General features: G+C 74.1%; 25 protein-coding genes and 1 pseudogene. 13 read left to right on the forward strand and 13 right to left on the reverse strand.

Annotated elements, in window-relative coordinates; translation table 11 throughout:
- Positions 1-50 precede the first annotated feature (50 nt).
- Positions 51-779, forward strand: coding sequence for a hypothetical protein (locus AB0B76_RS36440; protein WP_360384173.1), 729 nt, complete (start codon positions 51-53; stop codon positions 777-779).
- Positions 780-837: 58 nt separating this feature from the next.
- Here AB0B76_RS36440 and AB0B76_RS36445 read toward each other — a convergent pair whose 3' ends face one another.
- The 4 genes from AB0B76_RS36445 to AB0B76_RS36460 are packed head-to-tail and all read right to left on the reverse strand — an operon-like array spanning position 838 to position 4,087.
- A complete protein-coding gene (locus tag AB0B76_RS36445; RefSeq protein WP_360384175.1) occupies positions 838-1,293 on the reverse strand; it encodes a DUF4442 domain-containing protein in 456 nt (151 codons plus the stop codon).
- Between the two features lie 2 nt (positions 1,294-1,295).
- Entirely contained in the window at positions 1,296-2,069 is a 774-nt protein-coding gene (locus tag AB0B76_RS36450) for a hypothetical protein (protein ID WP_360384177.1), read from the reverse strand.
- Positions 2,070-2,114: 45 nt separating this feature from the next.
- Complete coding sequence (locus tag AB0B76_RS36455; protein ID WP_360384179.1) at positions 2,115-3,227, reverse strand: amidase family protein; 1,113 nt, start codon at positions 3,225-3,227, stop codon at positions 2,115-2,117.
- A 20-nt stretch (positions 3,228-3,247) separates the two neighbouring features.
- Positions 3,248-4,087 (reverse strand): GDSL-type esterase/lipase family protein, encoded by an 840-nt coding sequence (locus tag AB0B76_RS36460; RefSeq protein WP_360384181.1) that lies wholly within the window; start codon positions 4,085-4,087, stop codon positions 3,248-3,250.
- A 105-nt stretch (positions 4,088-4,192) separates the two neighbouring features.
- Here AB0B76_RS36460 and AB0B76_RS36465 point away from each other — a divergent pair, with 105 nt between their 5' ends.
- The 5 genes and pseudogenes from AB0B76_RS36465 to AB0B76_RS36485 form a co-directional block, all read left to right on the forward strand.
- The gene (locus tag AB0B76_RS36465; RefSeq protein WP_360384183.1) at positions 4,193-5,170 is read left to right on the forward strand and encodes an LLM class flavin-dependent oxidoreductase; all 978 of its coding nucleotides are present in this window, start codon (positions 4,193-4,195) and stop codon (positions 5,168-5,170) included.
- A 98-nt stretch (positions 5,171-5,268) separates the two neighbouring features.
- On the forward strand, positions 5,269-5,778 hold the full coding sequence (locus AB0B76_RS36470) for a GNAT family N-acetyltransferase (protein WP_360384185.1): 510 nt from the start codon (positions 5,269-5,271) through the stop codon (positions 5,776-5,778).
- Positions 5,775-6,098: a DUF952 domain-containing protein gene (locus tag AB0B76_RS36475; protein WP_360384187.1), complete on the forward strand. Its 324-nt coding sequence runs from the start codon at positions 5,775-5,777 to the stop codon at positions 6,096-6,098. Before AB0B76_RS36470 ends, AB0B76_RS36475 begins: the two co-directional genes overlap by 4 nt.
- Positions 6,099-6,143: 45 nt before the next feature.
- Positions 6,144-6,656 carry a gluconokinase gene (locus AB0B76_RS36480; RefSeq protein WP_360384189.1) on the forward strand — a complete coding sequence of 171 codons (513 nt, stop codon included), beginning with the start codon at positions 6,144-6,146 and terminating at the stop codon, positions 6,654-6,656.
- 292 nt (positions 6,657-6,948) lie between these two features.
- Positions 6,949-7,380, forward strand: a pseudogene (locus AB0B76_RS36485) (gluconate transporter); the annotation flags it as partial.
- A gap of 33 nt (positions 7,381-7,413) precedes the next feature.
- Here the strand turns inward: AB0B76_RS36485 and AB0B76_RS36490 are convergent.
- On the reverse strand, positions 7,414-7,674 hold the full coding sequence (locus AB0B76_RS36490; protein WP_360384360.1) for a hypothetical protein: 261 nt from the start codon (positions 7,672-7,674) through the stop codon (positions 7,414-7,416).
- A 65-nt stretch (positions 7,675-7,739) separates the two neighbouring features.
- Here AB0B76_RS36490 and AB0B76_RS36495 point away from each other — a divergent pair, with 65 nt between their 5' ends.
- Complete coding sequence (locus AB0B76_RS36495) at positions 7,740-8,942, forward strand: hypothetical protein (protein ID WP_360384191.1); 1,203 nt, start codon at positions 7,740-7,742, stop codon at positions 8,940-8,942.
- Here AB0B76_RS36495 and AB0B76_RS36500 read toward each other — a convergent pair.
- Positions 8,916-9,716: an SDR family NAD(P)-dependent oxidoreductase gene (locus tag AB0B76_RS36500; RefSeq protein ID WP_360384193.1), complete on the reverse strand. Its 801-nt coding sequence runs from the start codon at positions 9,714-9,716 to the stop codon at positions 8,916-8,918. The two genes, AB0B76_RS36495 and AB0B76_RS36500, sit on opposite strands and share 27 nt — an antisense overlap.
- Positions 9,717-9,836: 120 nt before the next feature.
- Complete coding sequence (locus AB0B76_RS36505; RefSeq protein WP_360384195.1) at positions 9,837-10,448, reverse strand: FKBP-type peptidyl-prolyl cis-trans isomerase; 612 nt, start codon at positions 10,446-10,448, stop codon at positions 9,837-9,839.
- Positions 10,449-10,947: 499 nt separating this feature from the next.
- Between AB0B76_RS36505 and aceB the strand changes: the two genes are divergently transcribed.
- The 4 genes from aceB to AB0B76_RS36525 are packed head-to-tail and all read left to right on the forward strand — an operon-like array spanning position 10,948 to position 16,338.
- On the forward strand, positions 10,948-12,507 hold the full coding sequence (gene aceB / locus AB0B76_RS36510) for a malate synthase A (RefSeq protein WP_360384197.1): 1,560 nt from the start codon (positions 10,948-10,950) through the stop codon (positions 12,505-12,507).
- On the forward strand, positions 12,504-13,958 hold the full coding sequence (locus AB0B76_RS36515) for an FAD-linked oxidase C-terminal domain-containing protein (RefSeq protein ID WP_360384199.1): 1,455 nt from the start codon (positions 12,504-12,506) through the stop codon (positions 13,956-13,958). Before aceB ends, AB0B76_RS36515 begins: the two co-directional genes overlap by 4 nt.
- A 2-nt stretch (positions 13,959-13,960) precedes the next feature.
- Positions 13,961-15,154, forward strand: a complete 1,194-nt coding sequence (locus tag AB0B76_RS36520; protein WP_360384201.1) for an FAD-binding oxidoreductase — start codon at positions 13,961-13,963, stop codon at positions 15,152-15,154.
- On the forward strand, positions 15,154-16,338 hold the full coding sequence (locus AB0B76_RS36525) for a heterodisulfide reductase-related iron-sulfur binding cluster (RefSeq protein ID WP_360384203.1): 1,185 nt from the start codon (positions 15,154-15,156) through the stop codon (positions 16,336-16,338). Before AB0B76_RS36520 ends, AB0B76_RS36525 begins: the two co-directional genes overlap by 1 nt.
- Here AB0B76_RS36525 and AB0B76_RS36530 read toward each other — a convergent pair.
- The gene (locus AB0B76_RS36530; protein WP_360384205.1) at positions 16,315-17,355 is read right to left on the reverse strand and encodes a hypothetical protein; all 1,041 of its coding nucleotides are present in this window, start codon (positions 17,353-17,355) and stop codon (positions 16,315-16,317) included. The two genes, AB0B76_RS36525 and AB0B76_RS36530, sit on opposite strands and share 24 nt — an antisense overlap.
- 66 nt (positions 17,356-17,421) lie before the next feature.
- Here AB0B76_RS36530 and AB0B76_RS36535 point away from each other — a divergent pair, with 66 nt between their 5' ends.
- Complete coding sequence (locus AB0B76_RS36535; RefSeq protein WP_360384207.1) at positions 17,422-17,592, forward strand: hypothetical protein; 171 nt, start codon at positions 17,422-17,424, stop codon at positions 17,590-17,592.
- Between the two features lie 48 nt (positions 17,593-17,640).
- Here AB0B76_RS36535 and AB0B76_RS36540 read toward each other — a convergent pair whose 3' ends face one another.
- Positions 17,641-18,330, reverse strand: a complete 690-nt coding sequence (locus tag AB0B76_RS36540; protein ID WP_360384209.1) for a hypothetical protein — start codon at positions 18,328-18,330, stop codon at positions 17,641-17,643.
- A gap of 113 nt (positions 18,331-18,443) precedes the next feature.
- Between AB0B76_RS36540 and AB0B76_RS36545 the strand changes: the two genes are divergently transcribed.
- Positions 18,444-20,183, forward strand: a complete 1,740-nt coding sequence (locus AB0B76_RS36545; protein WP_360384211.1) for an ABC transporter ATP-binding protein — start codon at positions 18,444-18,446, stop codon at positions 20,181-20,183.
- Positions 20,184-20,193: 10 nt separating this feature from the next.
- Here the strand turns inward: AB0B76_RS36545 and AB0B76_RS36550 are convergent, their stop codons facing one another.
- The 4 genes from AB0B76_RS36550 to AB0B76_RS36565 are packed head-to-tail and all read right to left on the reverse strand — an operon-like array spanning position 20,194 to position 22,664.
- Positions 20,194-20,673, reverse strand: coding sequence for a hypothetical protein (locus AB0B76_RS36550; protein ID WP_360384213.1), 480 nt, complete (start codon positions 20,671-20,673; stop codon positions 20,194-20,196).
- 33 nt (positions 20,674-20,706) lie between these two features.
- The gene (locus AB0B76_RS36555) at positions 20,707-21,282 is read right to left on the reverse strand and encodes a DUF308 domain-containing protein (RefSeq protein WP_360384215.1); all 576 of its coding nucleotides are present in this window, start codon (positions 21,280-21,282) and stop codon (positions 20,707-20,709) included.
- Between the two features lie 15 nt (positions 21,283-21,297).
- Positions 21,298-22,062, reverse strand: coding sequence for a DnaJ C-terminal domain-containing protein (locus AB0B76_RS36560; protein ID WP_360384217.1), 765 nt, complete (start codon positions 22,060-22,062; stop codon positions 21,298-21,300).
- A 29-nt stretch (positions 22,063-22,091) separates the two neighbouring features.
- Positions 22,092-22,664: an Hsp20/alpha crystallin family protein gene (locus AB0B76_RS36565; protein WP_360384219.1), complete on the reverse strand. Its 573-nt coding sequence runs from the start codon at positions 22,662-22,664 to the stop codon at positions 22,092-22,094.
- Between the last annotated feature and the right edge of the window lie 88 nt (positions 22,665-22,752).

A 22,752-nucleotide genomic window follows, 5' to 3' on the forward strand; every position in this document is an offset into this window, starting at 1 on the left:
CCGCAAACAGTCGTTGGACTTATCTCGCCGGCGGGTCGACGCTGATTCGTATGACGACGACCCGTACCGCCCGCGTCGCGCTGGTCGGCGACCGCTCGGCGCACGTCCGCTCCCACACCCGCATCCCGGGCCTGCTCGAGGTGCTCCGCGAGCAGCACGGCCTCGCCCTGGACGCGTACTGGATCCCCTCCGAGGAGGTCGACGAGGCGAGCCTGGCCGGGTTCGACGGGATCTGGCTGATCCCGGGCTCGCCGTACCGCTCCGAGTCCGGCGCGCTCGCGGCCGTGCGCGCGGCCCGGGAGTACCGCATCGCCTTTCTCGGCACCTGCGGCGGCTTCCAGCACCTCATGCTCGAGGTCGCCCGCGACCTGGCCGGGCTGGCCGACGTCGTGCACGCCGAGAGCGACCCGGACGGCGGGCCGCAGCTCATCGTGCCGCTCGTGTGCTCGCTGGTCGGGCACGAGGGCGCGGTACGACTGCGCCGCGGCAGCCTTGCCGAGCGCATCTTCGGCGTCGAGCGCTCGGTGGAGCGCTACCACTGCGCGTACGGCCTCGACCCCGCCTACCTGCCGGCCCTGGAGGCGCACGGGCTGCGCTTCACGGGCCACGACGACGACGGCGCGGTACGCGTGGCCGAGCTCGAGGGCCACCCGTTCATGCTGGGCACGCTGTTCCAGCCGGAGCTGGCCGGCGACGGCAGCCGGGTGCACGCGGTGATCCGCGCGTTCGCCGAGGCCGCGGTGGCGGTGGGCGCGGCCCGGGAGACGAGCCCGGCCTGACCGGCGCGTGCGACGAGGCCGCGGCGGCCGTGGGCGACGAGCCCGGCCTGACCGGCGCTCAGCGGCGCCGCAGGCTCCAGCCGAAGCGGCCCGCGCACACGACCGCACCGGTGCCGTCGTGGATCTCGGCCTCGGTGCCCACCCGGGCCTTCGCGGCCCGGCCGGCGTAGAGCGCCCGCACGGCGGCGAGCGCCTCGTCCTCCAGGCGGCACGAGGCCACCAGGCGGCCCCGGGCCGGGGCGAGGAAGCGCAACTCGGCGGCGGCGCCCAGCGGTACCACGCCGGCGAAGCCGTCCGGGTCCTCGACGGCCGCGACGAGCGCGGCGAGCCCGGCCGCGTCGACGAGCGTGATGAGGCCGCTGGAGTGCAGGGAGCCGATGACGTTGGTCAGCGCCTCGGGCACCTCCGCGGCGACCTCGGCCGCCCCGTCCGCGGCGCGCACGACCTCGAGGCCGAGCGTGACGTGCGCCGGGATCGGGCCGAGGAGCTGCCGGGCGAGGGCGGTCGCGTCCACGGCTAGGACTTCGGGACGTTGCTCAGCGCGGTGCGCCCGATCCGGGCCATGATCTCGTCCAGCTCCAATGCGCTGAAGCGTGCGTGGTTGTACCCGTGGAAGGTCAGCATGATGTACACGTCCTGCTGCAGGCACCACAGCTGCGCGTCGGCGTTCTCGCCCGCCGGGTCGACCTTGTGCCCGGCGACCGCGTGCTCGCCGCACTCGACCGGCAGGCGGGACAGCCCGCTCGTGGCGCCCTGCTGGGACTCGAACTTGGCCGGGGCGGACGAGCTGACCTCGACGTACAGCCGCAGCCGGCTCCCGCTCGCCTCCGGGCTGTGCGAGTCGTGCTGGAACGTGTAGTCGCAGATGCCCTCGTCGCCCTTCTGGGCCTTCTCCAGCGGGGCGCCGAGGTCGGTGCCGAACGCGTCCTTGTTCAGCAGCGCGCACGGGTCCTTGGGCTGGCGGTGCGACTGGTTCGAGGGCACCACGCCGCCGAGCCCGTTCTCCACCACGAACGCGGCCGCCGTCCCGCCGATCACGCACAGCGCCAGCAGGCCGCCGACGATGGCGAGGAGCACCCCGGTCCGCGGCTGGAACGGCGCGGGCGCCGCGGGCGCCTGATAGGCGGGCGGCTGACCGTAGCCCGGAGGCGGCTGACCGGGCGCCCCCGGATACGGCTGGGGCGGTGGCGCGGCCGGGTACGGCCCGGGCGGCGGTGGCGGCGCAGCAGAGTACGGCCCGGGCGGCTGCGCGGGGTACTGCTGGAACGGGTCGTACTGCGGCGACGTCACGAACGGCAGTATGGCAGGCCGCGCCCCCGCTCACGGGGGCACGGCTCAGAGGGCCGAGGCGACAAGCGCCAGCAGCGCGCGGTCGTGCCCGGGCGGGGCGATCAGCGCGATCCCGGCCGGCGGGTCGGCGCCCGTGGGCAGCGACACGCTCGGCAGGCCGTAGGCGCTCGCCGGCACCGAGCAGCGCAGGATGTCCCGCCGCCAGGCGTCGCGGCCGGCCAGGCCCAGGCCGCGCGCGTGGCCCGGGCCGCCCGCGGGCAGCACCAGCCAGGCGTCGTCGCCGAGCATCGCGAGCAGCTCGGCCCGGCCGGCGGCGAGGCGGGCCCGGGCCTCGGCCTCGTCCGCCGCGCTCACCCCGGCCCCGAAGCGGAAGCGGCCCTCGACGTCGGGGGCCAGCGCGCGCGGGTGCGCCTCGACCCACGCCCCGTGCGCCCGCCACGACTCGGCCGCCTGCACCCGCCGGAACGCCAGCAGCAGCGCGTCGGGATCGTCGAAGGTGGACAGTTCGGCCCCGGCCACGGGGACTCCGAGACGGGCGGCCGATTCCGCGGTACCGCCGACTGCCAGCAACCGCCGCGGAGGCGCAACGGGCCCCGGCGGCAGCAGCACCTCCCCCACCGCGGCGAGCGTCCCCGCGTCGCGGGTGATCCAGCCGACGGTGTCGAAGGAGGGCGCGAGCGGCAGGACGCCCTCGGTCGGCACGGCGCCGTGGGTGGGGCGCAGGCCGAACAGCCCGCAGCAGGAGGCCGGCACGCGGATCGAGCCGCTGGTGTCGGTGCCCAGCCCGATGTCGGCGTGCCCGGTCGCGACGGCCGAGGCCGGGCCGCTCGACGAGCCGCCGGTCACGAGGCCGGGCGCGGCCGGGTTCGGCGGGGCGCCGTAGTGGGCGTTCGCGCCCGAGAGCGAGTACGCGAACTCGTCGGTGTGCGCGATGCCCTGCACGACCGCGCCCGCGGCGCGCAGCCGAGCCACCGCCGGCGCGTCCTCGGCGGCGGGCAGCGCCGTCGCGAGCCAGTCGGGGTTGCCGGCCCCGGCGGCGAAGCCGGTGACGGCGAAGATGTCCTTGACCGCGAGCCGCATCCCGTCCAGCACGCCGTGCCCGGTGGCCGGGGCCAGCGGCATGCCCTTGACCCGCCACACGCTGGGGTCAGCTGTCACGTCGAGCAGAGTACTGCCTTTCACCAGGTTGGCGCGCCCATCCACGCGGCGGCGGCCAGGGCGGTCTGGCCCGCGGCGTTGGGGTGGAAGAAGTCCTGCGCGGTGACCATGTCGAGGGTGAAGCGCACGCGGTGCACGGCCCCGCCGTCGCCGCGGCACCGCGGCCCGTACGCGCGGCAGGCGGCGGCCAGCTGCTCGTTGTAGGCGTCGATGCGATCGGCGAAGGCGCGGCGCCGGGCGGTCACGTCCGGGGCCGTCGACGTGGGCTCGGCCAGCAGCGCCGGGCAGAGGCCGAAGTTCCACGCCTGCACCGCGACCTTGCTGGTGTGCCCGATCTCCCACAGCCGGTTGATGTCCGGGATGCTGGCCACCAGCACGCGGGCGTCCGGCGCCCCGTCGCGCAGCACCGCGAGGGCCCGGTCGACGTCCTGCCGGAACTCCTCGACCGGCGTCATGTCGGCGAGCCGGCCCCGGCAGGCGTCGTCGGCGCCGGCGAGGATCGTGACGTACCGCGGGGAGACCTTCACCGCCGCGGCGGCCTGCCCGGCCAGCGCGTCGGCCCGCGCGGCGGCCGCGGCGTAGTTGTGGTTGCCGCCCTTCAGGCCCGGGTTGTCCTTGAGCAGGCGCTTGTAGTGGCTGTTCACCTTGGTGCCGTCGCCGGTGGCCCAGGAGTTGCGCGGGCACGGGCTCGGCGCCAGGCACGAGGCGAACGCGTTGGAGATGGAGTCCCCGAGCGCGGCCATCGACGCGATGCCGCCGGAGGGGCGGCCCGACGCCCCCGGATCGGCCCCGGCCGCGCCGTCGCACGCGATGGCGAGCAGCGCCAGGCCGGCCAGCAGCAGAGTCCACCCGCGCCGCATTCTTGCGCTCCGTACTCCCATATTGACGATGAGCGACATTCTAGGGGGGAATAAGCCCGGCCGTCGCCGTGTTGACCTTGATCTGTGAGTGAAATTCCGCTTTCTGTGCTCGATGTCGCACCCGTCGCCGTCAACGGCTCGACCGGGGAGGCGCTGCGGAACACGACCGAGCTGGCCCGGCGCGTCGAGGCGCTCGGCTACCGGCGGTTCTGGGTCGCCGAGCACCACAACATGCCCGCCATCGCCAGCTCCTCGCCCGCCGTGCTGCTGGCCCACCTTGCCGCGGCGACGTCCACGATCCGGGTCGGGTCGGGCGGCGTGATGCTGCCCAACCACGCGCCGCTGGTGGTGGCCGAGCAGTTCGGCACCCTGGAGGCGCTGCACCCCGGCCGCGTCGACCTGGGCATCGGGCGGGCGCCGGGCACCGACCAGTACACGGCCCTCGCCCTGCGCCGCACCATGGAGGGGCTCTCGGCGGAGAACTTCCCCGAGGAGCTGCAGGATCTCATCGCCTACTTCGAGGGCGAGGCCCGCATCCTCGCCTCGCCCGGCAAGGGCTCGAAGCCCGACGTCTGGCTGCTCGGCTCGAGCGGCTTCAGCGCGCAGCTCGCGGGCGTGCTCGGGCTGCCGTTCGCGTTCGCGCACCACTTCAGCGCGCAGAACACGCTGCCCGCCCTGGGCCTGTACCGCCAGCACTTCCGCCCGTCGAAGTGGCTCGACGAGCCCTACGCGATGGTCGCGGTGAGCGCGATCGCGGCCGAGACCGACGAGGAGGCCGAGTTCCTCTCCGGCCCCAGCGCGCTGTCGTTCCTGCGGCTGCGCTCCGGCCGGCCGGAGGCGATGGCGACGCCGGAGGAGGCGGCGGCGTACGCGTACAGCGACCGGGAACGCGAGTTCGTGCTCTCCCGGCGCGAGGGCCAGGCGCTCGGCTCGCCCGCGACGGTCCGCCGCCAGCTCGGCGATCTGCTCGCGGCCACGCAGGCCGACGAGTTCATGCTGACCTGCATGGTCTACGACATCGAGGCCCGCGCCCGGTCCTTCGAGCTGATCCGCAAGGAGGTCGCGCCCGCGCTGACCAAGTAGCCCGGGCCCACCAAGTGGCGCGTTCTCGCGGTAGCGTCACCCGCGAACTTCGGCGAAGATGGCGGACGATCTTGCCGGTCGAGTGAGGGTGGGGGCGTGTGAACAAGACCTGGGTGCGGCTGCGGCCGGTGGTCGAGGGGGACCTGGCCATGTTCCGCCGGTTCGCGACCGAGCCGGGCCTCGCCGGGCCCGCCTGGAGCGGGTACAACGAGCCCAACGGGCCCGCCCGGCGGTTCGCGGTCGACGGCTACCTCGGCGCCGAGGACGGCCGGCTCATGGTCGAGGCGGACGAGACCGCGGCCGGGTTCGTGCAGTGGTTCGCGATCGGCTCCGGGATGGCGCAGTACTGGGGCATCGGCATCGTGCTGCTGCCCGAGTGGCGCGGCCGCGGGGTCGGCTGGCGGGCGCAGACGCTGCTGTGCGACTACCTGTTCGCGAGCACGCCGACGCAGCGGATCGAGGCGCGCATCCAGCCCGAGAACATCCCCGAGCAGAAGGCCCTGGAGAAGGTCGGGTTCCTCAGCGAGGGCATCCTGCGCGCAGCCGAGTTCCGCGACGGCGCGTGGCGCGACGTGCTGGTGTACGGCCGGGTGCGGGGCGACCGGTGATCTACAAGATCCTGCTCCCGGCGGAGTGGGCCGGCTGCGAGGGCGCCGAAGCCTTCGCGGGCTCCCCGCTCGACCTCGGCGACGGGTTCGTCCACCTGTCCACCGCCGCCCAGGTGCACCGCACCGCCACGCGGTTCTTCGCCGGCGTGCCCGCGCTCGTCGTGCTCTCGGTCGACCCGGAGGCCCTCGGCGACGCGCTCAAGTGGGAGACCAACGAGCACGGGACCTTTCCGCACCTGTACGCGCCGTTGCCGATGGCCGCCGTGACGAAGGTCCGGCACGTCACCGACGCCGCCGACCTGACCGCGCTGCCGGACTGATCCGCACGAAGTGTGGCGCGGTGGCCGCGCGGGTACGGTGTGCCCATGTCAGACGCGCCGCCGGTGTTGATCGTCATGGGAGTGGCCGGCACCGGGAAGACCACGGTGGGCGCGATGCTGGCGGGTCGCCTGCACTGGCTCTACGCCGAGGCCGACGACTTCCACCCGGCCGCCAACGTCGAGAAGATGGCGGCGGGCACCCCGCTCACCGACGCCGACCGCGAGCCCTGGCTGGCCGCGATCGGGCGCTGGATCGACGAGCGCGCCGCGGCCGGTGAGCCGGGCGTCGTCACGTGCTCCGGGCTCAAGCGCGCGTACCGCGACCGGCTCCGCCAGGGCCGCCCGCAGGTGCGTTTGGTGTTCCTCCAGGGTTCCCGCGAGCTGATCGCGCGACGGCTCGCGGCCCGGCACGGCCATTTCATGCGCGCGGAAATGCTCGACAGCCAGTTCGCCGACCTGGAGCCGCCGGAGCCGGACGAGGGCGTGACCGAGGTGTCGGTCGAGCCGCCGCCCAACGAGATCGTGGACGCGATCCTGCGCGCTTACCCCGACGTGTGAGCTGACCGCCGGGCCCAGCCGAAGGAGCCGCTTCGTCTCGCCCGAGCCGCCGGCGCGGCTGGTCGCCGAGTTCGCCCGCACCTCGGCCCGGTCCGCTCTCGCCGACTCCTCCGACGGCCTCGGCCGCTCCTCCGACGGCACCGCGGACCTCGACCGCTCCTCCGACGGCCTCGACCGCTCCTCCGGCCGCACCGCCGTTGAGGCCGCGGCCGACGGATCTCCCGCGGAAGGCGACGCCGAGGCGCCGGCGTCGGCCACCAGCCGCCCCGGGTTCGTGCTCACCCTCGTCACCGTGCTGCTGCCGGTCGCGCTGATGCTCGGCCGCGCCATCGCCGACATCGCCACCGACGACAAGAGCAACCCGTTCCGCAAGGTCTTCGACGCGATCGGCGACCCGTTCGTCGCCCTGCTCCTGGCCGTCCTGCTGGCCCTGTTCACCTTCGGCTACCTGCGCGGCTTCTCCCCGGCCCAGGTCGGCGACATGGTGTCGGGCAGCCTGCTGCCCATCGCCGGCATCGTGTTCATCATCGGCGCGGGCGGCGGCTTCAAGCAGGTCCTGGTGGCCATCGGCATCGGCGACGCGATCGGCAAGGCGGCCGCGGCCGGCGGCATCTCGGCGCTGCTGCTGGGCTGGCTGATCGCGGTCGGCATCCGGCTGGCGACGGGCTCGGCCACGGTCGCGACCGTGACGGCGGCCGGCCTGATGGCGCCGCTGCCGGCCCGGCTGCCGGGCACCAACACGGCGCGTCTGACCGTCTCACTCGAAGAGGGAGCCGCGGCCGCCGCCCTCGCGACGGCGGGCGCGGCGGCGCAGCTCGACCACGACCGAGTCGACCAGGGCGGTGGCGGCCAGGACCAACAGCAGCACGGCCAGGAAGGTGAAGCCGGCCGCCAGGGCCAGGGCGCCCAGCACCGCGCTGCTGAAGAAGCCGAACGCGGCCAGGAGGAGGCGGAGGTTCAGGGCGGAGTACGGGTGCCCGTGGGTACCGCGGGCGCCCCGGGGCTGGGCGCGCATCATACGTAACGCTTTGCCCGATCCGCCGGGTCCAAACACCGGGCGCCGATCGGGTACCCTACGGCCACATGGGGATGCTCGACCGGCTCCGCGGCACGCCGCAGGAGCGCTTCGCCCGCCGCGTGGTGACCGCGATGCGCGATGCCGGGGTGGCGTCGGCGCGGTACCTGCCCGACCAGTTCGCGATCGAGGTCCGCCGGGACTCGACCCAGGCCCAGCCGGCGATCGCTTACCTGGGCAACATCTTCCGCGAGTGCGAGCGCGCCGACCGGGCCGAGCGCCGCGAGCGCATCGCGTCGTTCCTCAGCGCCGTGGTCTTCAACCCGGGCGCCCCGACCAGCTGGGAGGAGGTCGCCCCGCTGCTGCGGCCCCTGCTGCGCACGGTCACGTTCGGCACCGGGATGCCCGCCTCCGCGCCGCGGCCCCTGCGCCGGCCGGCGTGGGCCTACCTGGCCGAGTTCGTGGTCGTCGACCAGCCGACCTCGGTGATGTACGTGACCGAGAAACAGGCCCACGAGTGGGGCGTCACCGAGAACACCGTCTTCGACCGGGCCCGGCGCAACATGGCGGCGATCGCGAAGGTCAGCGACGAGGTCTCCGACGCGCCCGGCCCGCGCACGCTGATCCGGATGGTCGAGGACGGCGACGCGTACTGGGCCTCGCACCTGTTCGTCGACGGCTGGCTGGCCGCCCAGCAGGCCCGGCTCGGCGGGCGCCCGCTCGCGTTCGTCGCCGACACGACCGGGATGCTGCTGGTCGGGCGGGGCGCCGAGGACACCCCGGAGAGCCTGGGCAAGGTGTTCGAGCTCGTCGAGCAGGAGTACCGGGACGCGGCCCGCCCGATCTCCCCGGTGGCGCTGACGGTCGACGGGACCGGCGCCGTCGTGCCCTTCCTGGTGCCGGCGGAGCACCCGATGTACACCATCACGCACCGCACCGAAGTGATCATTGCGGCGTCGGAGTATGCCGCTCAGGCCGCCCACCTCGAGTCCGACGCCTTCGTGGCCGCGTGCACCAGCGCGCAGCGCCCGGACGGGGCCGTCTTCACGGTGGCGAGCTGGGCCGAGGGCGTCGACACGCTGCTGCCGCGGGCCGACTACGTGGCGTTCCCGTCCGGCGGCGCCGACACGTTCTTCGTGGCGTGGGACGCCGTGGCCCGCGAGGTCGACCTGGAGCCGGAGCCGGACCTGGAGCCGGAGCGCTACCGCCTGCGCGAGTGGCCCCACCCCGGCGTCGTCGAGCGGCTACGCAAGGTCGCCACGCGGCCCTGAGCCTTCGAGCACCGCACGGAGCCGGGCGCGCACGGCCGGGTCCTTGGCGTCCGGGTGCGGCTCGGCGACGCGCTCGCCGTCGAAGAAGAGCCCGGAGCGCGTCTCGTCCAGAATGAGCCGCAGCGTCGCCGCGCCGCCCTCGTCGACGGTGGAGAAGGGCGTCTGGCCGTACTCCCGCACCATCTCGGTGTCCATGAACGTGGCCGGGTGCAGGCAGTTGGCGGTGATCCCGGTGCCGTCGAGCTCCGCGGCGAGGTCGAACGTCCACGCGGCGAGCGCGAGCTTGCTGCGCCGGTACGCGCGCACCCCGTCGTACCGCCGCTCCTGCTGCAGATCCCCGAAGTCGATCGGCTCCTGCCCGAGCGACCCGACGTTGACGACCCGCGCGGGCGCGTTACGCCGCAGCGTGGGCAGCAGCGCGCGGGTGAGGCGCACCGGGGCGAGCAGGTTGACGGCCCAGCGCAGCTCGTACCCGTCGGCGGAGACCTCGCGCGCGCCGCCCCGCTCCCCGAACCCGACCCCGGCGTTGTTGACGAGGTGCGTGAGCGCCCGGTCCTCGACCTGGCGCGCGAGCCGATCGACCGCGGCGAGCGACGCGAGGTCGGCGACGAACCCTTCCGCCTTGCCGCCGGCCGCCTCGACCTCGGCCACGCCGCGCTCGACCTTGTCGGGATCGCGCCCGTGCAACAGGACGGTGAGACCGGCCCGTCCGAGTCTGGGGGCGAGCCAGCGGCCGAGCCCGGACGTGGCGCCGGTGAGAAGAACTTCGCTCATGGGGGAAAGCCTGGCACGAAATGTCGGGCGCTGCCGCGCCGTGACATTTCGGATTTATACCTCGCTGGGCGAAAACACAGCAGGGCGGCACGAGGCCGCCCTGCTGTGGTGCCGAAGGAGCTAGTTGCCCGGGACCTGCAAGCCGCCCGTGCTGTCCGCGGCCTGGATGTCCAGGATGTCGACGTAGAAGCGCAGGTCGCCCTGCGGGTAGCCCTCGGCGTTGTTGTAGGCCTCCTTGACCGGGATGTCGAGGATGACCCGGCTGCCGACCTTCAGGCCCACCAGACCCCGGTCCCAGCCCTCGATGACCTGCGCCTGCTGGCCCTGCTCCAGCATGCCGACCTGCACCGGGAAGGTCTGCTTGTGCTGCCAGGACGAGTCGAAGACCTTGCCGTCCTTGTACGTCAGGCCGACGTAGTTGACCACGACGGTGTCGCCGGCCTTGACGGTCTTGCACTTGCCCTGGATCAGGGTCTTGACCTCGCGCACGCCGACGCTCTGTTCGGTGCCCGGCTCGGTCTTGGGCTCGTCGGCGAGGCGCTTGTCGAAGCCGCCGAGCAACGGCGGGTACGAACTCTGGTCCGGCTTCTTGCACTCGGTCTTCTGCTGCTCGGCGCGGTCGCCGAAGTACCACACGCCGGCGAACGCGCCGCCGATGGCCAGCAGGACGATCACGGTGCCGGCGATGGCCTGGCCGACGCGGCGGCGGCGGGCGGCCCGGGCCGCGGCCACACGGGCGGCGGCGCGCTTCTCGGCCCTCGTCAGAGGCGCCGGGCCCTTCTTCTTGGCCGGCTTCTCCTCATCTTCGTCGGCCTCCGAGTCGGATTCATCCGCCGAGTCCGATTTGTCGGACGAATCCGAAGATTCCGAGTCATCCGACGCAACCGAATCGTCCGAATCAGCCGAATCGTCCGAGGCCGAAGCGTCAACATCGTCCGAGGCCGAAGCGTCAACGGCATCGACCGAAGTCGAAGCCGACTCATCGGCGATCGTCGAGTCCGAATCCGGATCCTCGACGGTCGACTCCTCCGGCTCGACCGCTTTCGGCGGGGTGGCCTTGGTCGACCTTGCTGGGCGGCGGTTCCTGCCCCGATCGCTCACGATTCGTCGACTCCCCTGGTGGACGGCCCCGCACACAGACGGACCTGAGTTTCGTTCGGCAGAGCTTCCCATACCACACGCCTCGCGGCACGCACCGGGGTAGGCCGTGGTATGGCCTAAGGTCGGTCGTATGGGCAACGCTACGGGCGTCGAGATTACCGGACCGCTCGGCGAAAGCTTCGCTGAGATCCTTACCGAAGAGGCTCTGAGTTTCCTGGCAGATTTGCACCGCCGCTTCGACGCGCGCCGGCTGGAACTGCTGGCCCTGCGCAAGGAGCGCGAGGCCGTGCTGCAGGACGGCGGCACGCTGGGTTTCCTGCCCGAGACGAGCGACGTGCGCGAGGGCGACTGGCGCGTGGCCGAACCGGCACCGGGCCTGGAGGACCGCCGGGTCGAGATCACCGGGCCGACCGACGCGAAAATGAGCATCAACGCGCTCAACTCCGGGGCGCGGGTGTGGCTGGCCGACCACGAGGACGCCAACACGCCTCTGTGGGAGAACGTCGTCCAGGGCCAGCTCAACCTGCGTGACGCGGTGGCCGGCACGCTGGCGTACACGTCGCCGGAGGGCAAGGCGTACCGGCTGACGGACGGCCCCCGGCCGACCATCGTGGTGCGACCGCGCGGCTGGCACCTGCCCGAGAAGCACATCCTGGTCGACGGGCAGCGGACCTCGGGCTCGCTTACCGACTTCGGCCTGTACTTCTTCCACAACCACCTCGCCACCCGGCCGTACTTCTACCTGCCCAAGATGGAGTCGCACCTCGAGGCCCGGCTCTGGAACGAGGTCTTCGCCTTCGCCGAGGAGCGCTTCGGCCGCCCGATTGGCACGATCCGCGCCACCGTGCTCATCGAGACCTTCCCGGCCGCGTTCGAGATGGAGGAGATCCTCTACGAGCTGCGCGAGCACTCGGCCGGGCTCAACGCCGGCCGCTGGGACTACATGTTCAGCGTCATCAAGAAGTTCCGCACCCGCGGCCGCGACTTCCTGCTGCCCGACCGCAACTCGGTGACGATGACGGTGCCCTTCATGCGCGCGTACACGGAGCTGCTCGTGCGCACCTGTCACAAACGCGGCGCCCACGCGATCGGCGGCATGGCGGCCTTCATCCCGAGCCGTCGCGACGCGGCCGTCAACCAGGCCGCGTTCGAGAAAGTTTCCGCGGACAAGACCCGCGAGGCCGGCGACGGCTTCGACGGCTCTTGGGTCGCGCACCCCGATCTCGTCCCGGTCTGCCGGGAAATCTTCGACGGCGTCCTGCGCGACCGCCCGAACCAGCTGGAGCGGCTCCGCGAGGACGTCGACGTCGCCGCGGCCGATCTGCTCAACGTCGCGGCCACGCCCGGGCGCCGCACCGAGGCCGGGCTGCGCGGGGCGGTGAGCGTCGGCGTGCAGTACCTCGACGCGTGGCTGCGCGGCAGCGGCGCGGTCGCGATCAACAACCTCATGGAGGACGCCGCGACCGCCGAGATCTCGCGCTCGCAGGTGTGGCAGTGGCTGCACAACGGCGTCGAGCTCGACGACACCGGGGAGAAGGTGACCCGCGAACTGGTCGAGCGCGTGGCCACCGAGGAACTGGCCGAGCTGGGCGGCGACCTGTCCGCCGCACGTGATTTGTTCATGGAGGTGGCCGTGGCCGACGAATTTGTGGACTTCCTGACGATTCCGGCGTACGAACGGATGCCATGAGCGTCGCAGCGCTCGCCGCCGCCGTCAGCAGCGTCCTCAACCCGGACCAGATCATCACGGATCGGGCCCGGCTGCGAACGTACGAGTGCGACGGCCTGGCGCACTACCGGGTCGTGCCCGGCATCGTGCTGCTGCCCCGCACCGCCGAGGAGTGCGCCGCCGTGGTCCGGGCCTGCGTCGAACACCGAACGCCGTTCGTGGCCCGCGGCTCCGGCACCGGCCTGTCCGGCGGCGCGCTCCCCCATGCCGACGGCGCCCTGATCGTCACCTCCCAGCTGCGCGCCATCCGCGAGGTCGCGCCGCAGGACGAGCGGGCCGTGCTCGAGCCCGGCGTGATCAACCTGCAGGTCTCCAAGGCGGCCGGCCCGCACGGGTATTACTACGCCCCCGACCCGTCCAGCCAGCAGATCTGCTCGATCGGCGGCAACGTGGCGGAGAACTCCGGCGGGGCGCACTGCCTGAAGTACGGCTTCACGGCCAACCACGTGACCGGCGTGCAGATCGTGACGCCCGACGGTGACCTGGTGCGGCTGGGCGGGCGGGCCCCCGACGCGCCCGGCTACGACCTGCTCGGGGCGTTCGTCGGCTCCGAGGGGACGCTCGGGATCGCGACCGAGGTGACGGTACGGCTGGTGCGCCTGCCGGAGACCGTGCGCACCCTGCTGGCGGCGTTCGCCGGCCCCGACGACGCCGGCGCGGCGACCTCGGCGATCATCGCGGCCGGGGTGGTACCCGCGGCCGTGGAGATGATGGACGCGCTCGCGATCGAGGCGGCCGAGGCCGCGGTGCACTGCGGCTACCCGGGCGGGGCGGGCGCGGTGCTCATCGTCGAGCTCGACGGGCCCGCGGCCGAGGTCGAGGCCCAGTTCGCCGCCGTCGAGGGGTTCTGTCGCGCGCACGGCGCCTTCGAGATCCGCATCGCCGCCGACGACGCCGAGCGGGCGCTGTTCTGGAAGGGTCGCAAGTCCGCGTTCGCCGCGGTCGGGCGCATCTCCCCCGACTACATCGTGCAGGACGGGGTCATCCCCCGCACCGCGCTGCCGCAGGTGCTCACGCGCATCGGCGAGCTCGCGCGGGAGCACGGCGTGCGGGTCGCGAACGTCTTCCACGCCGGCGACGGCAACCTGCACCCGCTCGTGCTCTTCGACGAGGCGGTGGAGGGGCAGGCCGAGCGGGCCGAGACGGTGTCGGGGGCGATCCTCGACATCTGCGTGGAGCACGGCGGGTCGATCACCGGCGAGCACGGCGTGGGCGTGGACAAGGCGAAGTACCTTCCGCGGATGTACACCGAAGCCGACCTCGACACCATGCAGCTGCTGCGATGCGCGTTCGACCCGCGGGGCCTGGCCAATCCGGGCAAGGTGTTCCCGACCCCGCGGCTGTGCGGCGAGGTGCCCGGCCGGCACAAGGGTCCGAATCCCTGGCACGACGCGGGCGTGGAGGTGTTCTGACGATGACGGTCGTCGATGGGATCGCAGGGGTGCCCACCTCGGCGGTCGCCGCGCCCGCCTCGACCGCCGAGGTGGCCGAGGTCGTGCGCGGCGCCGCCGCCGACGGGCTCGCGCTCGTGGTGCGCGGGGCGGGCACGCGGCAGGACTGGGCGCTGCCGCCGCAGCGGCTCGACCTGATCGTGGCGATGCACGGGGTGTGCGGGCTCGTCGAGCACGCGGCCGGCGACCTCGTGGCGATCGTGCGCGCGGGGACGCCGCTGCGCGAGCTGCAGGAGGCGCTGCGCCCTTCCGGGCAGCAGCTGGCCCTGGACGAGCCGCTGCCGGGCGCGACGGTCGGCGGCACCGTCGCGGTAAACGCGTCCGGGCCGCGCCGCATGCTCTACGGCACCGTCCGCGACCTGCTCATCGGGGTCACCGTGGTGCGCGCCGACGGGGTCGTGGCCCGGGCCGGGGGCAAGGTCGTCAAGAACGTCGCCGGGTACGACCTCGGCAAGCTCGTCGCCGGCTCGTACGGCACCCTCGGCGTCATCACCGAATGCGCCTTCCGCCTGCACCCGCTGCCGGCCGCGGCCCGCTACGTCTCGGCCCGCGCGGACGGCCCCGACGAGGCCGGCCGGGCGGTGGCGTCCGTGCTCGCCGCGCAGGTGGTGCCGAGCGCGCTGGAGGTCGACATGACCGCCGGGGACGGGCCGCTCACGGTGACCGCGCTGGTCGAGGGGGTGCCGGCGGGCGTCGAGCGGCGCGCCGCCGACCTGGGGAAGCTCCTCGGCGACGACACCGAGCAGGGCGAGTCGCCGCCGCCGTCCTGGGGCGCCTACCCATGGGCGACCGGCGACGTCGGGATCAAGCTCACCTGCGCGCTGTCCCGGGTGCCGTACCTGCTCACCGCGGCCGGCGTCACCGCGCGCCTGCACGACGTGCCGCTGCGCGTGCGCGGCTCGGCCGGCACCGGCGTGCTCTACGCGGGCCTGCCCGGCCGCACCGACCCCGGCGTCGTGGCCGGGGTGATAAGCGACCTGCGCGCGGCCACCCGGGCCGGGGCCGGGCACTGTGTGGTGCTGACCGCCCCGCCGCCGGTACGCGCGCGGGTCGACGTCTGGGGCCACGTCGACGGCCTCGACCTCATGCGCCGGGTCAAGGAGCAGTTCGACCCGGCGGGCACGCTCGCACCCGGCCGCTTCGTCGGAGGCATCTGATGGCGGACCGGCGCGAGCTCATCGGCGACTGCGTGCACTGCGGGTTCTGCCTGCCGACGTGCCCGACGTACGTGCTGTGGGGCGAGGAGATGGACTCGCCGCGCGGACGGATCCAGCTGATGCTGCAGCAGAGCGAGGGCGAGCCGCTGACGCCCGCGATGGCCGGCCACTTCGACGCGTGCCTCGGCTGCATGGCGTGCGTGACCGCGTGCCCGTCCGGCGTGCGCTACGACGAGCTGATCACCGAGACCCGCGCGATGGTCGAGCAGGTGCGCCCGCCCGCCGGCCGGGCCCTGCGCGCGGCCGTGTTCGCGCTGTTCCCGTACCGCCGCCGGCTCGCTCTGGCGAAGGCGCCGCTGCGGGGGTACCGCATGATCGGCACCCCCTTCCGCGACCGCCTCCCGGCCACCCTGCGCACGCTGCTCGACCTGGCCCCGCCGGGCGTCCGCACCGCCCGGCTCCCGGCCGTCGTCCCCGCACTCGGGCGCCGCCGCGCCCGCGTCGGCATGCTCACCGGCTGCGTCCAGCAGGCCTTCTTCCCCGGCGTCAACGCCGCCACGGCCCGGGTGCTGGCCGCCGAGGGCTGCGAGGTCGTCATCCCACCCGAGCAGGGCTGCTGCGGCGCGCTGAGCCGGCACAGCGGCCGGGCCGAGGAGGCGGACCGCTTCGCCGCAGGCCTCGAGCGCGCGTTCGCCGACGTCGACGCGCTGGTCGTGAACGCGGCCGGGTGCGGCTCGGCGCTGAAGGAGTCCGGGCCGCTGGCCGCGCGGACCCGGGACCTGTCGGAGTTCCTGGTCGAGCTGGGCCCGGTCGCGCCCCGGCTCCCGGTGCCGGTGACCGCGGCGTACCACGACGCCTGCCACCTGGGCCACGCGCAGGGCGTGCGGGCCCAGCCGCGGGCGCTGCTGCGGGCCATCCCGGGCCTGGAGCTGCGCGAGATCGCGGACGCCGAGATCTGCTGCGGCTCGGCCGGGATCTGGAACGTGCTGAACCCGGGCCCGGCCGCGGAGCTGGGCGACCGCAAGGCGCGCGATGTGCTCGCGACGGGCGCGTCACTGCTGGTCACCGCGAACCCGGGCTGCCTGATGCAGATTGCGGCGGCGGTACAGCGGGCCGGCACCACGATCCGCCTGGCCCACACGGCCGAGGTCCTCGACGCCTCAATCCGCGGCGTCCGCCCCTGAGCGCAGGGCGTTCATCCGCGCCTGGATCTGCAGCCAGGCCGGGTCCTGCTCGCCCGCCTCCAGCACCGTCTCCAGGTCCCCCGGCCCCCACGTGCGCTCGCCGTCGGTCAGCTCGAACTCCTCCTCGAGCTCGGCGTCCTCGGGCACCTCCTCGGTGGACGCCAGGAACGCGCGCACCGTCTCCGGGTCCGCGGCCGGCGGGGCCTGCGTGGCCGGGAGGAGTACCAGCTCGCCCCCGGCCCCGGCGACGACGATCTCCCCGGTGGCCGTGGCCGCGAGCGCGGTCACGGGCCCGGTGCAGCGGGAGTCGAGGCCGGACGGGGTGCCGACGAACAGGTCGGGCGCGAAGGCGACGTTGTGCCGCGACCAGCCCTCGTCCCACCGGCCCAGCACGGTCTGCAGCACGCGGCGCAGGGACGGGAACTCGTACACGTAGAGCGTGTGCGCGTAGGCGTTGCCGCGCACGGCGAAGTACCGCCCGTCCGGGCTGAACAGCGGCGCCGTGTACCCGTCGACCTCGATGATCAGGGCCCGGCGCAGCAGGCGCACCCGCGCCCCGTCGGTGCGCCCGAAGACGACGAGGGTCGCGCCCTGGTCGCTGCGCAGCGTCGCGAAGAGCCCGCCCGCGGGGTGCACGACGACGCCGGTGTCCCAGTCCGGGCCGTCGCCCCGGGTGCCGTCGCCGAGGTCGATGACGTCGGCGAGGTCGTGGCCCTCGCCCTTGGCCGCCGAGGGCCGCGCCAGCAGCGTCCGCCCGCCGGGGCCGAGCCCGATCGCGCGGTAGGGGTGCTCCAGCACCGGCTCGATCCCGCCGCCGGGGCTCCAGGATCTGACGCCGGCGTCGGTGGCCACGAACAGCCGCGGCTCCTGCGGGTGCCAGACCGGCGAGCGGGCGCCCTCCCCGAGGGTCGCGAGCTCGCGCAGCTCGCCGTCCCAGACGTGTACCGCCGGCAGTTCCGGCTCCACGCCCGCGATGAGGGGCAGCCGGGGGTGACACAGAAGTTGCTCGATGACCACGACGGGACGGTATCGGATCGAGGACTGACCCGGGCCGCCGAGGGCCCGCGGTGCGTGAGCGCGGGCATGGAGACGAACCTGGTGGACTGCCCCGAGTGCGGGCTGCCCGCGACCCGCCGCGAGGGCGGGCGCCTGCCGAGCACGGGCGGTCCGGTCGAGCACGTACACGTGCGGTGCGTGATCGGGCACCGCTTCTTCGGCCCGTCGGACATGCTGCACCGCCGCCGGCACCGATGACACGGCAACGCCGGGGCCCCCGTGGGGCGGGCCCCGGCGGATGGCCGATCAGTTCGGGCGCAGCGGGCGGCCCTGGCCGTCGACGGGGCGACCGGCGAGCATCATGATGCCGTCGATGATGAACCACAGCCACAGGCCGCCGGTGATCACCCACGGGATCAGGAACAGGAAGAACCCGCAGATGAAGGCGACCCAGCCGACGGCGAAGCTCAGCACGAGCTGGGTGACACCGAGCGCGATGTTGCCCGCGTAGAGCCGGCCGATGCCGCCGACCGCGAAGATCAGGCCCGGCAGCAGCTGGAGCAGGCCCGCGGCAAGCTTGCTCTTGTCGGAGTAGGGCTGGCCGGTCAGCGGGTCGTAGGCCTGCACGGCGACCGGGTAGCCCGCGGGCTGGCCGTACGCGGGCTGCGCGTAGGCGGCCTGGCCATACGGGTCGTAGGCGCCGCCCGAGGCCGGGGCGCCCGAGACCGGCGGCAGCTGGTAGGCGGTGCCGTAGGGCTGGCCCGAGGCCGGCACGCCCGACGCCGGTGGCGCGGACATGGGCGGCGGGAGGGCGGGCTGGGCGTACGGGTCGGGCTGGCCGTAGGGCACCGGCTGCTGCCCGTACGGCACGGGCTGCTGCCCGTACGGCGGGGGCTGCTGCCCGTACGGCGGGGGCTGCTGCCCGTACGGTGACGGCTGTCCGTACGGATCCGGCTGCCCATACGGATTGGGACTTCCATACGGTGGCTGCGTCATGACGTGCAGGCTACATCGAGGCCGCGACACTTATCGCCCCCGGATCGGCTGTGACGCGGTCGACGGTTCGCACGACTTCCGGCGTGCACCCGCCAGGCAAAAGAATGACCTTCATGGACTTCGACGGCCGGCGCCCGGTGCGCACCATCGTGCACCTTCTCGCGCCCGGCAAGTGGCGATTACTCCTGGCCACGCTCGCGTTCGCCGTCAAGGACAGCCCGATCTGGCTGCTGCCCCTGCTCACCGCCAACATCATCGACGTCGTCGTGCAGCACCGCCCGATCGCGCAGCTGTGGCTCAACGCCGCCGTGCTCGCCGTGATCCTGCTGCAGAACGTCCCGATGCACATGTTGTGGGTGCGCCAGATGAGCCTGATCGTCCGGCACCTCGGCACCGACCTGCGCTCCGAGCTGGCCGGGCGGCTGCAGCAGCTGTCGATCGCGTTCCACGCCCGCGCGGGCGCGAGCCTGCTGCAGACCAAGCTGGTCCGCGACGTGGAGAACGTCGAGCTGATGCTGCAGCAGGTCGCGGCCTCCGGTACCTCCGCCGTGCTGACGCTGCTGGGCGCACTCACGCTCACCGCGATGCGGGTGCCGCAGTTCGTGCCGCTGTTCCTGCTGGTCGTGCCGTGCACCGCGGCGCTGGTGGCGATGGTGCGCCGCCGCTCCGGGGCGCGCAACGCGGAGTTCCGCCGGCGGGTCGAGGAGCTCTCCGCGCGCGTGGACGAGATGGCCCACCTGATGCCGATCACCCGCGCGCACGCGCTGGAGCAGGAGGCCGTGCACCGGCTGCGCGGCACCGTCGAGGACGTCCGCACCGCGGGCCTGCGCCTGGACATGGTCAACGGGCGGTTCGGGGCGATGTCGTGGGTGACGTACCAGCTGCTCGGCGCGGCCTGCCTGATCGGCGCCGGCTGGGCCGCGTGGACGGGCGTCGCCCCGGTAAGCGCGGGCGACGTGGTGCTGCTGAGCACGTACTTCGCGGTGCTCACCAGCTCCGTGATCGGGCTGTTCGGCCTGGCCCCGATCGTGACGAAGGGGCTGGAGTCGATCCGCTCGATCGGCGAGGTGCTCTCCGCGCCCGACCTCGAGCGCAACGAGGGCAAGCGGCGCGTCGCGGCCGTGCACGGCGAGATCGCGCTGGAGGGGGTCGGGTACCGCTATCCGGAGGCCTCCGCCCCGGCGGTGACCGGCATCGACCTGGCCGTGGCGGCCGGCGAGACGATCGCGTTCGTCGGGCCGTCCGGCTCGGGCAAGTCGACAATGCTGAACCTCCTGATCGGGTTCATCCGGCCGAGTGAGGGCCGGGTCCGCCTCGACGGGCGCGACATGGAGGAGATCGACCTGCGGTCCTATCGGAAGTTCGTTTCGGTGGTACCGCAGGAGCCCGTGCTGTTCGACGGGACGGTCTGGGAGAACGTGACGTACGGCAGCAAGGGCCTCGGCGAGGAGACCGTCACCCGGGCCCTGCGCGACGCCAACGCGCTCGGCTTCGTGGAGGACCTCCCGCACGGGTGGGACACGATGGTCGGCGAGCGCGGCGCCCTGCTCTCCGGCGGGCAGCGGCAGCGGCTGGCGATCGCCCGCGCGCTCGTGCGCGACCCGCGGGTACTGCTGCTGGACGAGGCGACCTCGGCCCTCGACAGCGAGTCGGAGGCCCTGGTGCAGGAGGCCCTGGCCCGGCTCATGCGCGGGCGCACCACGTTCGTGGTCGCGCACCGGCTGGCCACGATCCGCAACGCCGACCGGATCGCGGTGCTCGCCGGCGGGCGGCTGACGGAGCTCGGTACCCACGCGGAACTGCTCGCCGCGGGCGGACTCTTCGCGCGGCTGCACGGGCTGCAGTCCGTGTAAGGCGGGTCGCTCACGACTCCCGCTGCGGCACCGCGACCAACATGGCCACCAGGATCGCGGCGCACATCGCGAACACGGCGAGCCCGGCCGTCACGGGCACGTACCACCGGGGCGCGAGCGCGGCGACGTCCGCCCCGATCTCCATCGAGCCGGCGCCGGCGCCGGCGATCCGCGGCGCGAGGATCGTGCCACCGCCGAACACGGCCGGGGCGAGCCCGGCGACGAGCAGCGCGCACGTGATCCAGGCGGGGCCGCGCCGGCCGAAGCGCAGCCGGTCGGCCGCGTAGAGGCAGCACCCGGCCGCGGCCACGGCGAGCCCGACCCCGACGAGCACGGCGGTGTGCCCGCGGGTGGCGCCGCCGTCGCCGTAGGCCAGCTCGTACGCCGCCGCGATGCTCCCCCACGCCACAACGCCGGCCAGTCCCCCGAAGAGCGCCGCGAACCCGGCCGCGAGCAGCAGCACCCGCGCCGCCTTCCGTGAGGCCTCCACGGTCGCATCTTCGCAGAGGCCCCACGCCGGCCGTCAATGCGCGGCGGCCATGCGCCCCCGGCCGGAGCCCTGGTGCACCAGCTGGTACGCGGCCACGAGCAGCAGCACGCCGCTCACGATCGCGTACACCCCGATCGCCCACGCGATGGCCAGCGCCCCCGCGGACGGTCGGACCATGATGAACAGGCCGGCCACGATCGCCAGGGCGCCGATGAGGGCCAGCGGCCAGCCGCCGTGCTGGCGGGTCGCGAGCCAGAGGTCGGCCAGGCCCGTGAGCACCGCCCAGATGCCAACCAGGATCGCGAGCGCCACGGCGGTGACCCCGGGCCAGGCGATCGCCATGACGCCGATGACCAGCCCGACGAACCCGGCCAGGCCGCGGGCCACCCGCGGGCCGGTGCCGTCGGCGAACCCGGTGACCGGGTTCGACGGCCCGGGCGCCGGGCGGATCGCGTGCACGATCTGCTCGATGCCGGTGACGACGGCGAAGATGCCGAACAGCAGCGCCAGCGCGATCACCGTCACGCCGGGCCAGATCACCGCGAGGATGCCGAACAGGACGGCGAGTACGCCGCGGATGCCCAGCAGCCAGGCTTCCCGTTTGAGCATGTGATCCCTTCCCTTCTAACCATGGCGAGGGTCGAACGGCGACTCGCGGGCCAGCGAGTCGAACAGGGCGCGCTCGCCGGGGGTGAGCCGTTCCGGCACGACGATGCGCAGTTCCGCGAAGAGGTCCCCGGCCGCGCCGCGGGGGTTGGGCAGCCCGTGCCCCGGCAGGCGCACGCGCCGCCCTGACGACGACCCGGACGGCACGTCCAGCCGCACGTCGCCGCCGGGCAGGCCCACCGGCACCACGGCGCCGAGCGCCGCCTCCCACGGGCTGATGGGCACCGCGACCCGGACGTCGCGGCCGGCGACCTTGAGGCGGGGATGGGGCGCCAGGTGTACCTCGAGCAGCAGGTCGCCCGCGACCCCGCCGCGCACGCCGGGCTCGCCGCGGCCGGGCAGCCGCAGCCGCTCGCCGTCGGCCACCCCGGCCGGGACGTGCACGTCGTACTGCCGCGGCCGCCCGGCCGGCCCGTCGACGGTCACCCGCCGCCGCCCGCCGATGTAGGCGACGTCGACGCCGACGGTGACCTCGGCCCGCAGGTCGGCCCCGCGGGCGTTGCGGAACAGCCCGCCCGAGAGGTCGGCGGGCCGCCGCGCCCGGCTGAGGAGCGCGCGGTACGCGACGCTGATCTCCTTGAACCGCTCCTCCGCGCCCGCTTCGGTGCTGACGTCGGGGTGGTGGCGGCGGGCCAGGCGCCGGTACGCGCGCTGGATCTCCTCCCGCCCCGCGCCCCGGGGCACGCCGAGCACCTCGTACGGGTCGCGGACCGCGGCGGCCATGGCGGCCGTCCCCGCGCCCCGGCCGCGCCTCAGGCCGTCGCGCTCCGGCCGACCTGCCCGGTACTGCCGACGCCTCCGGTCCCGGTACTCGTCTTGCCGGCGATCCCGGCCGGCTGGCCGCCGGTGCCGGGCCGCGCCTGGCCCTCCTTCATCTGCTTCGCGTGCGCCGCGGGCGTGTCCGGCGCGTCGGGCCGCATGGCCGGCCCCGTGTCCCGTCCGCCCTGGATCGCGATCCGGCGGGCATGCTGCTCGCGCAGCTTGGGCGCGACGATCGTGAGCACCCCGCCGTCGAGGTCGGCCTCGACCGCGTCGGCGTCCACGTCGCCGGGCAGGGACAGCAGGTACTCGAACTCGCCCGTCCGCCGCGCGTGGTGCCGCAGCGTTCCGGTCCGCTCGCGCTCCTTGAACGAGCCGTAGACGCGCAGCTCGCTGTCGCGCAGCTCGATCTCGACGTCGCCGGGGGCCACGCCCGGCAGGTCCAGCTCGATCCGGAACGCCGCGCTCGTCTCCTCGATGTCGACGGGCGCGCCGCTCGTGACGGGCAGGCCCAGCGCCGGATACATGGCCAGCGACCGGCGGGGACGGGTGACCAGCAGTGTCATGGTGACGCCTCCAAGAAACGGGGCTGCCTGTACCCCGCCATGCTGGGCGAGCCGCGGGTGACCCGGTGCCACCCGAGCGGGATGAGCG

The organism is Dactylosporangium sp. NPDC049140 (assembly GCF_040648435.1).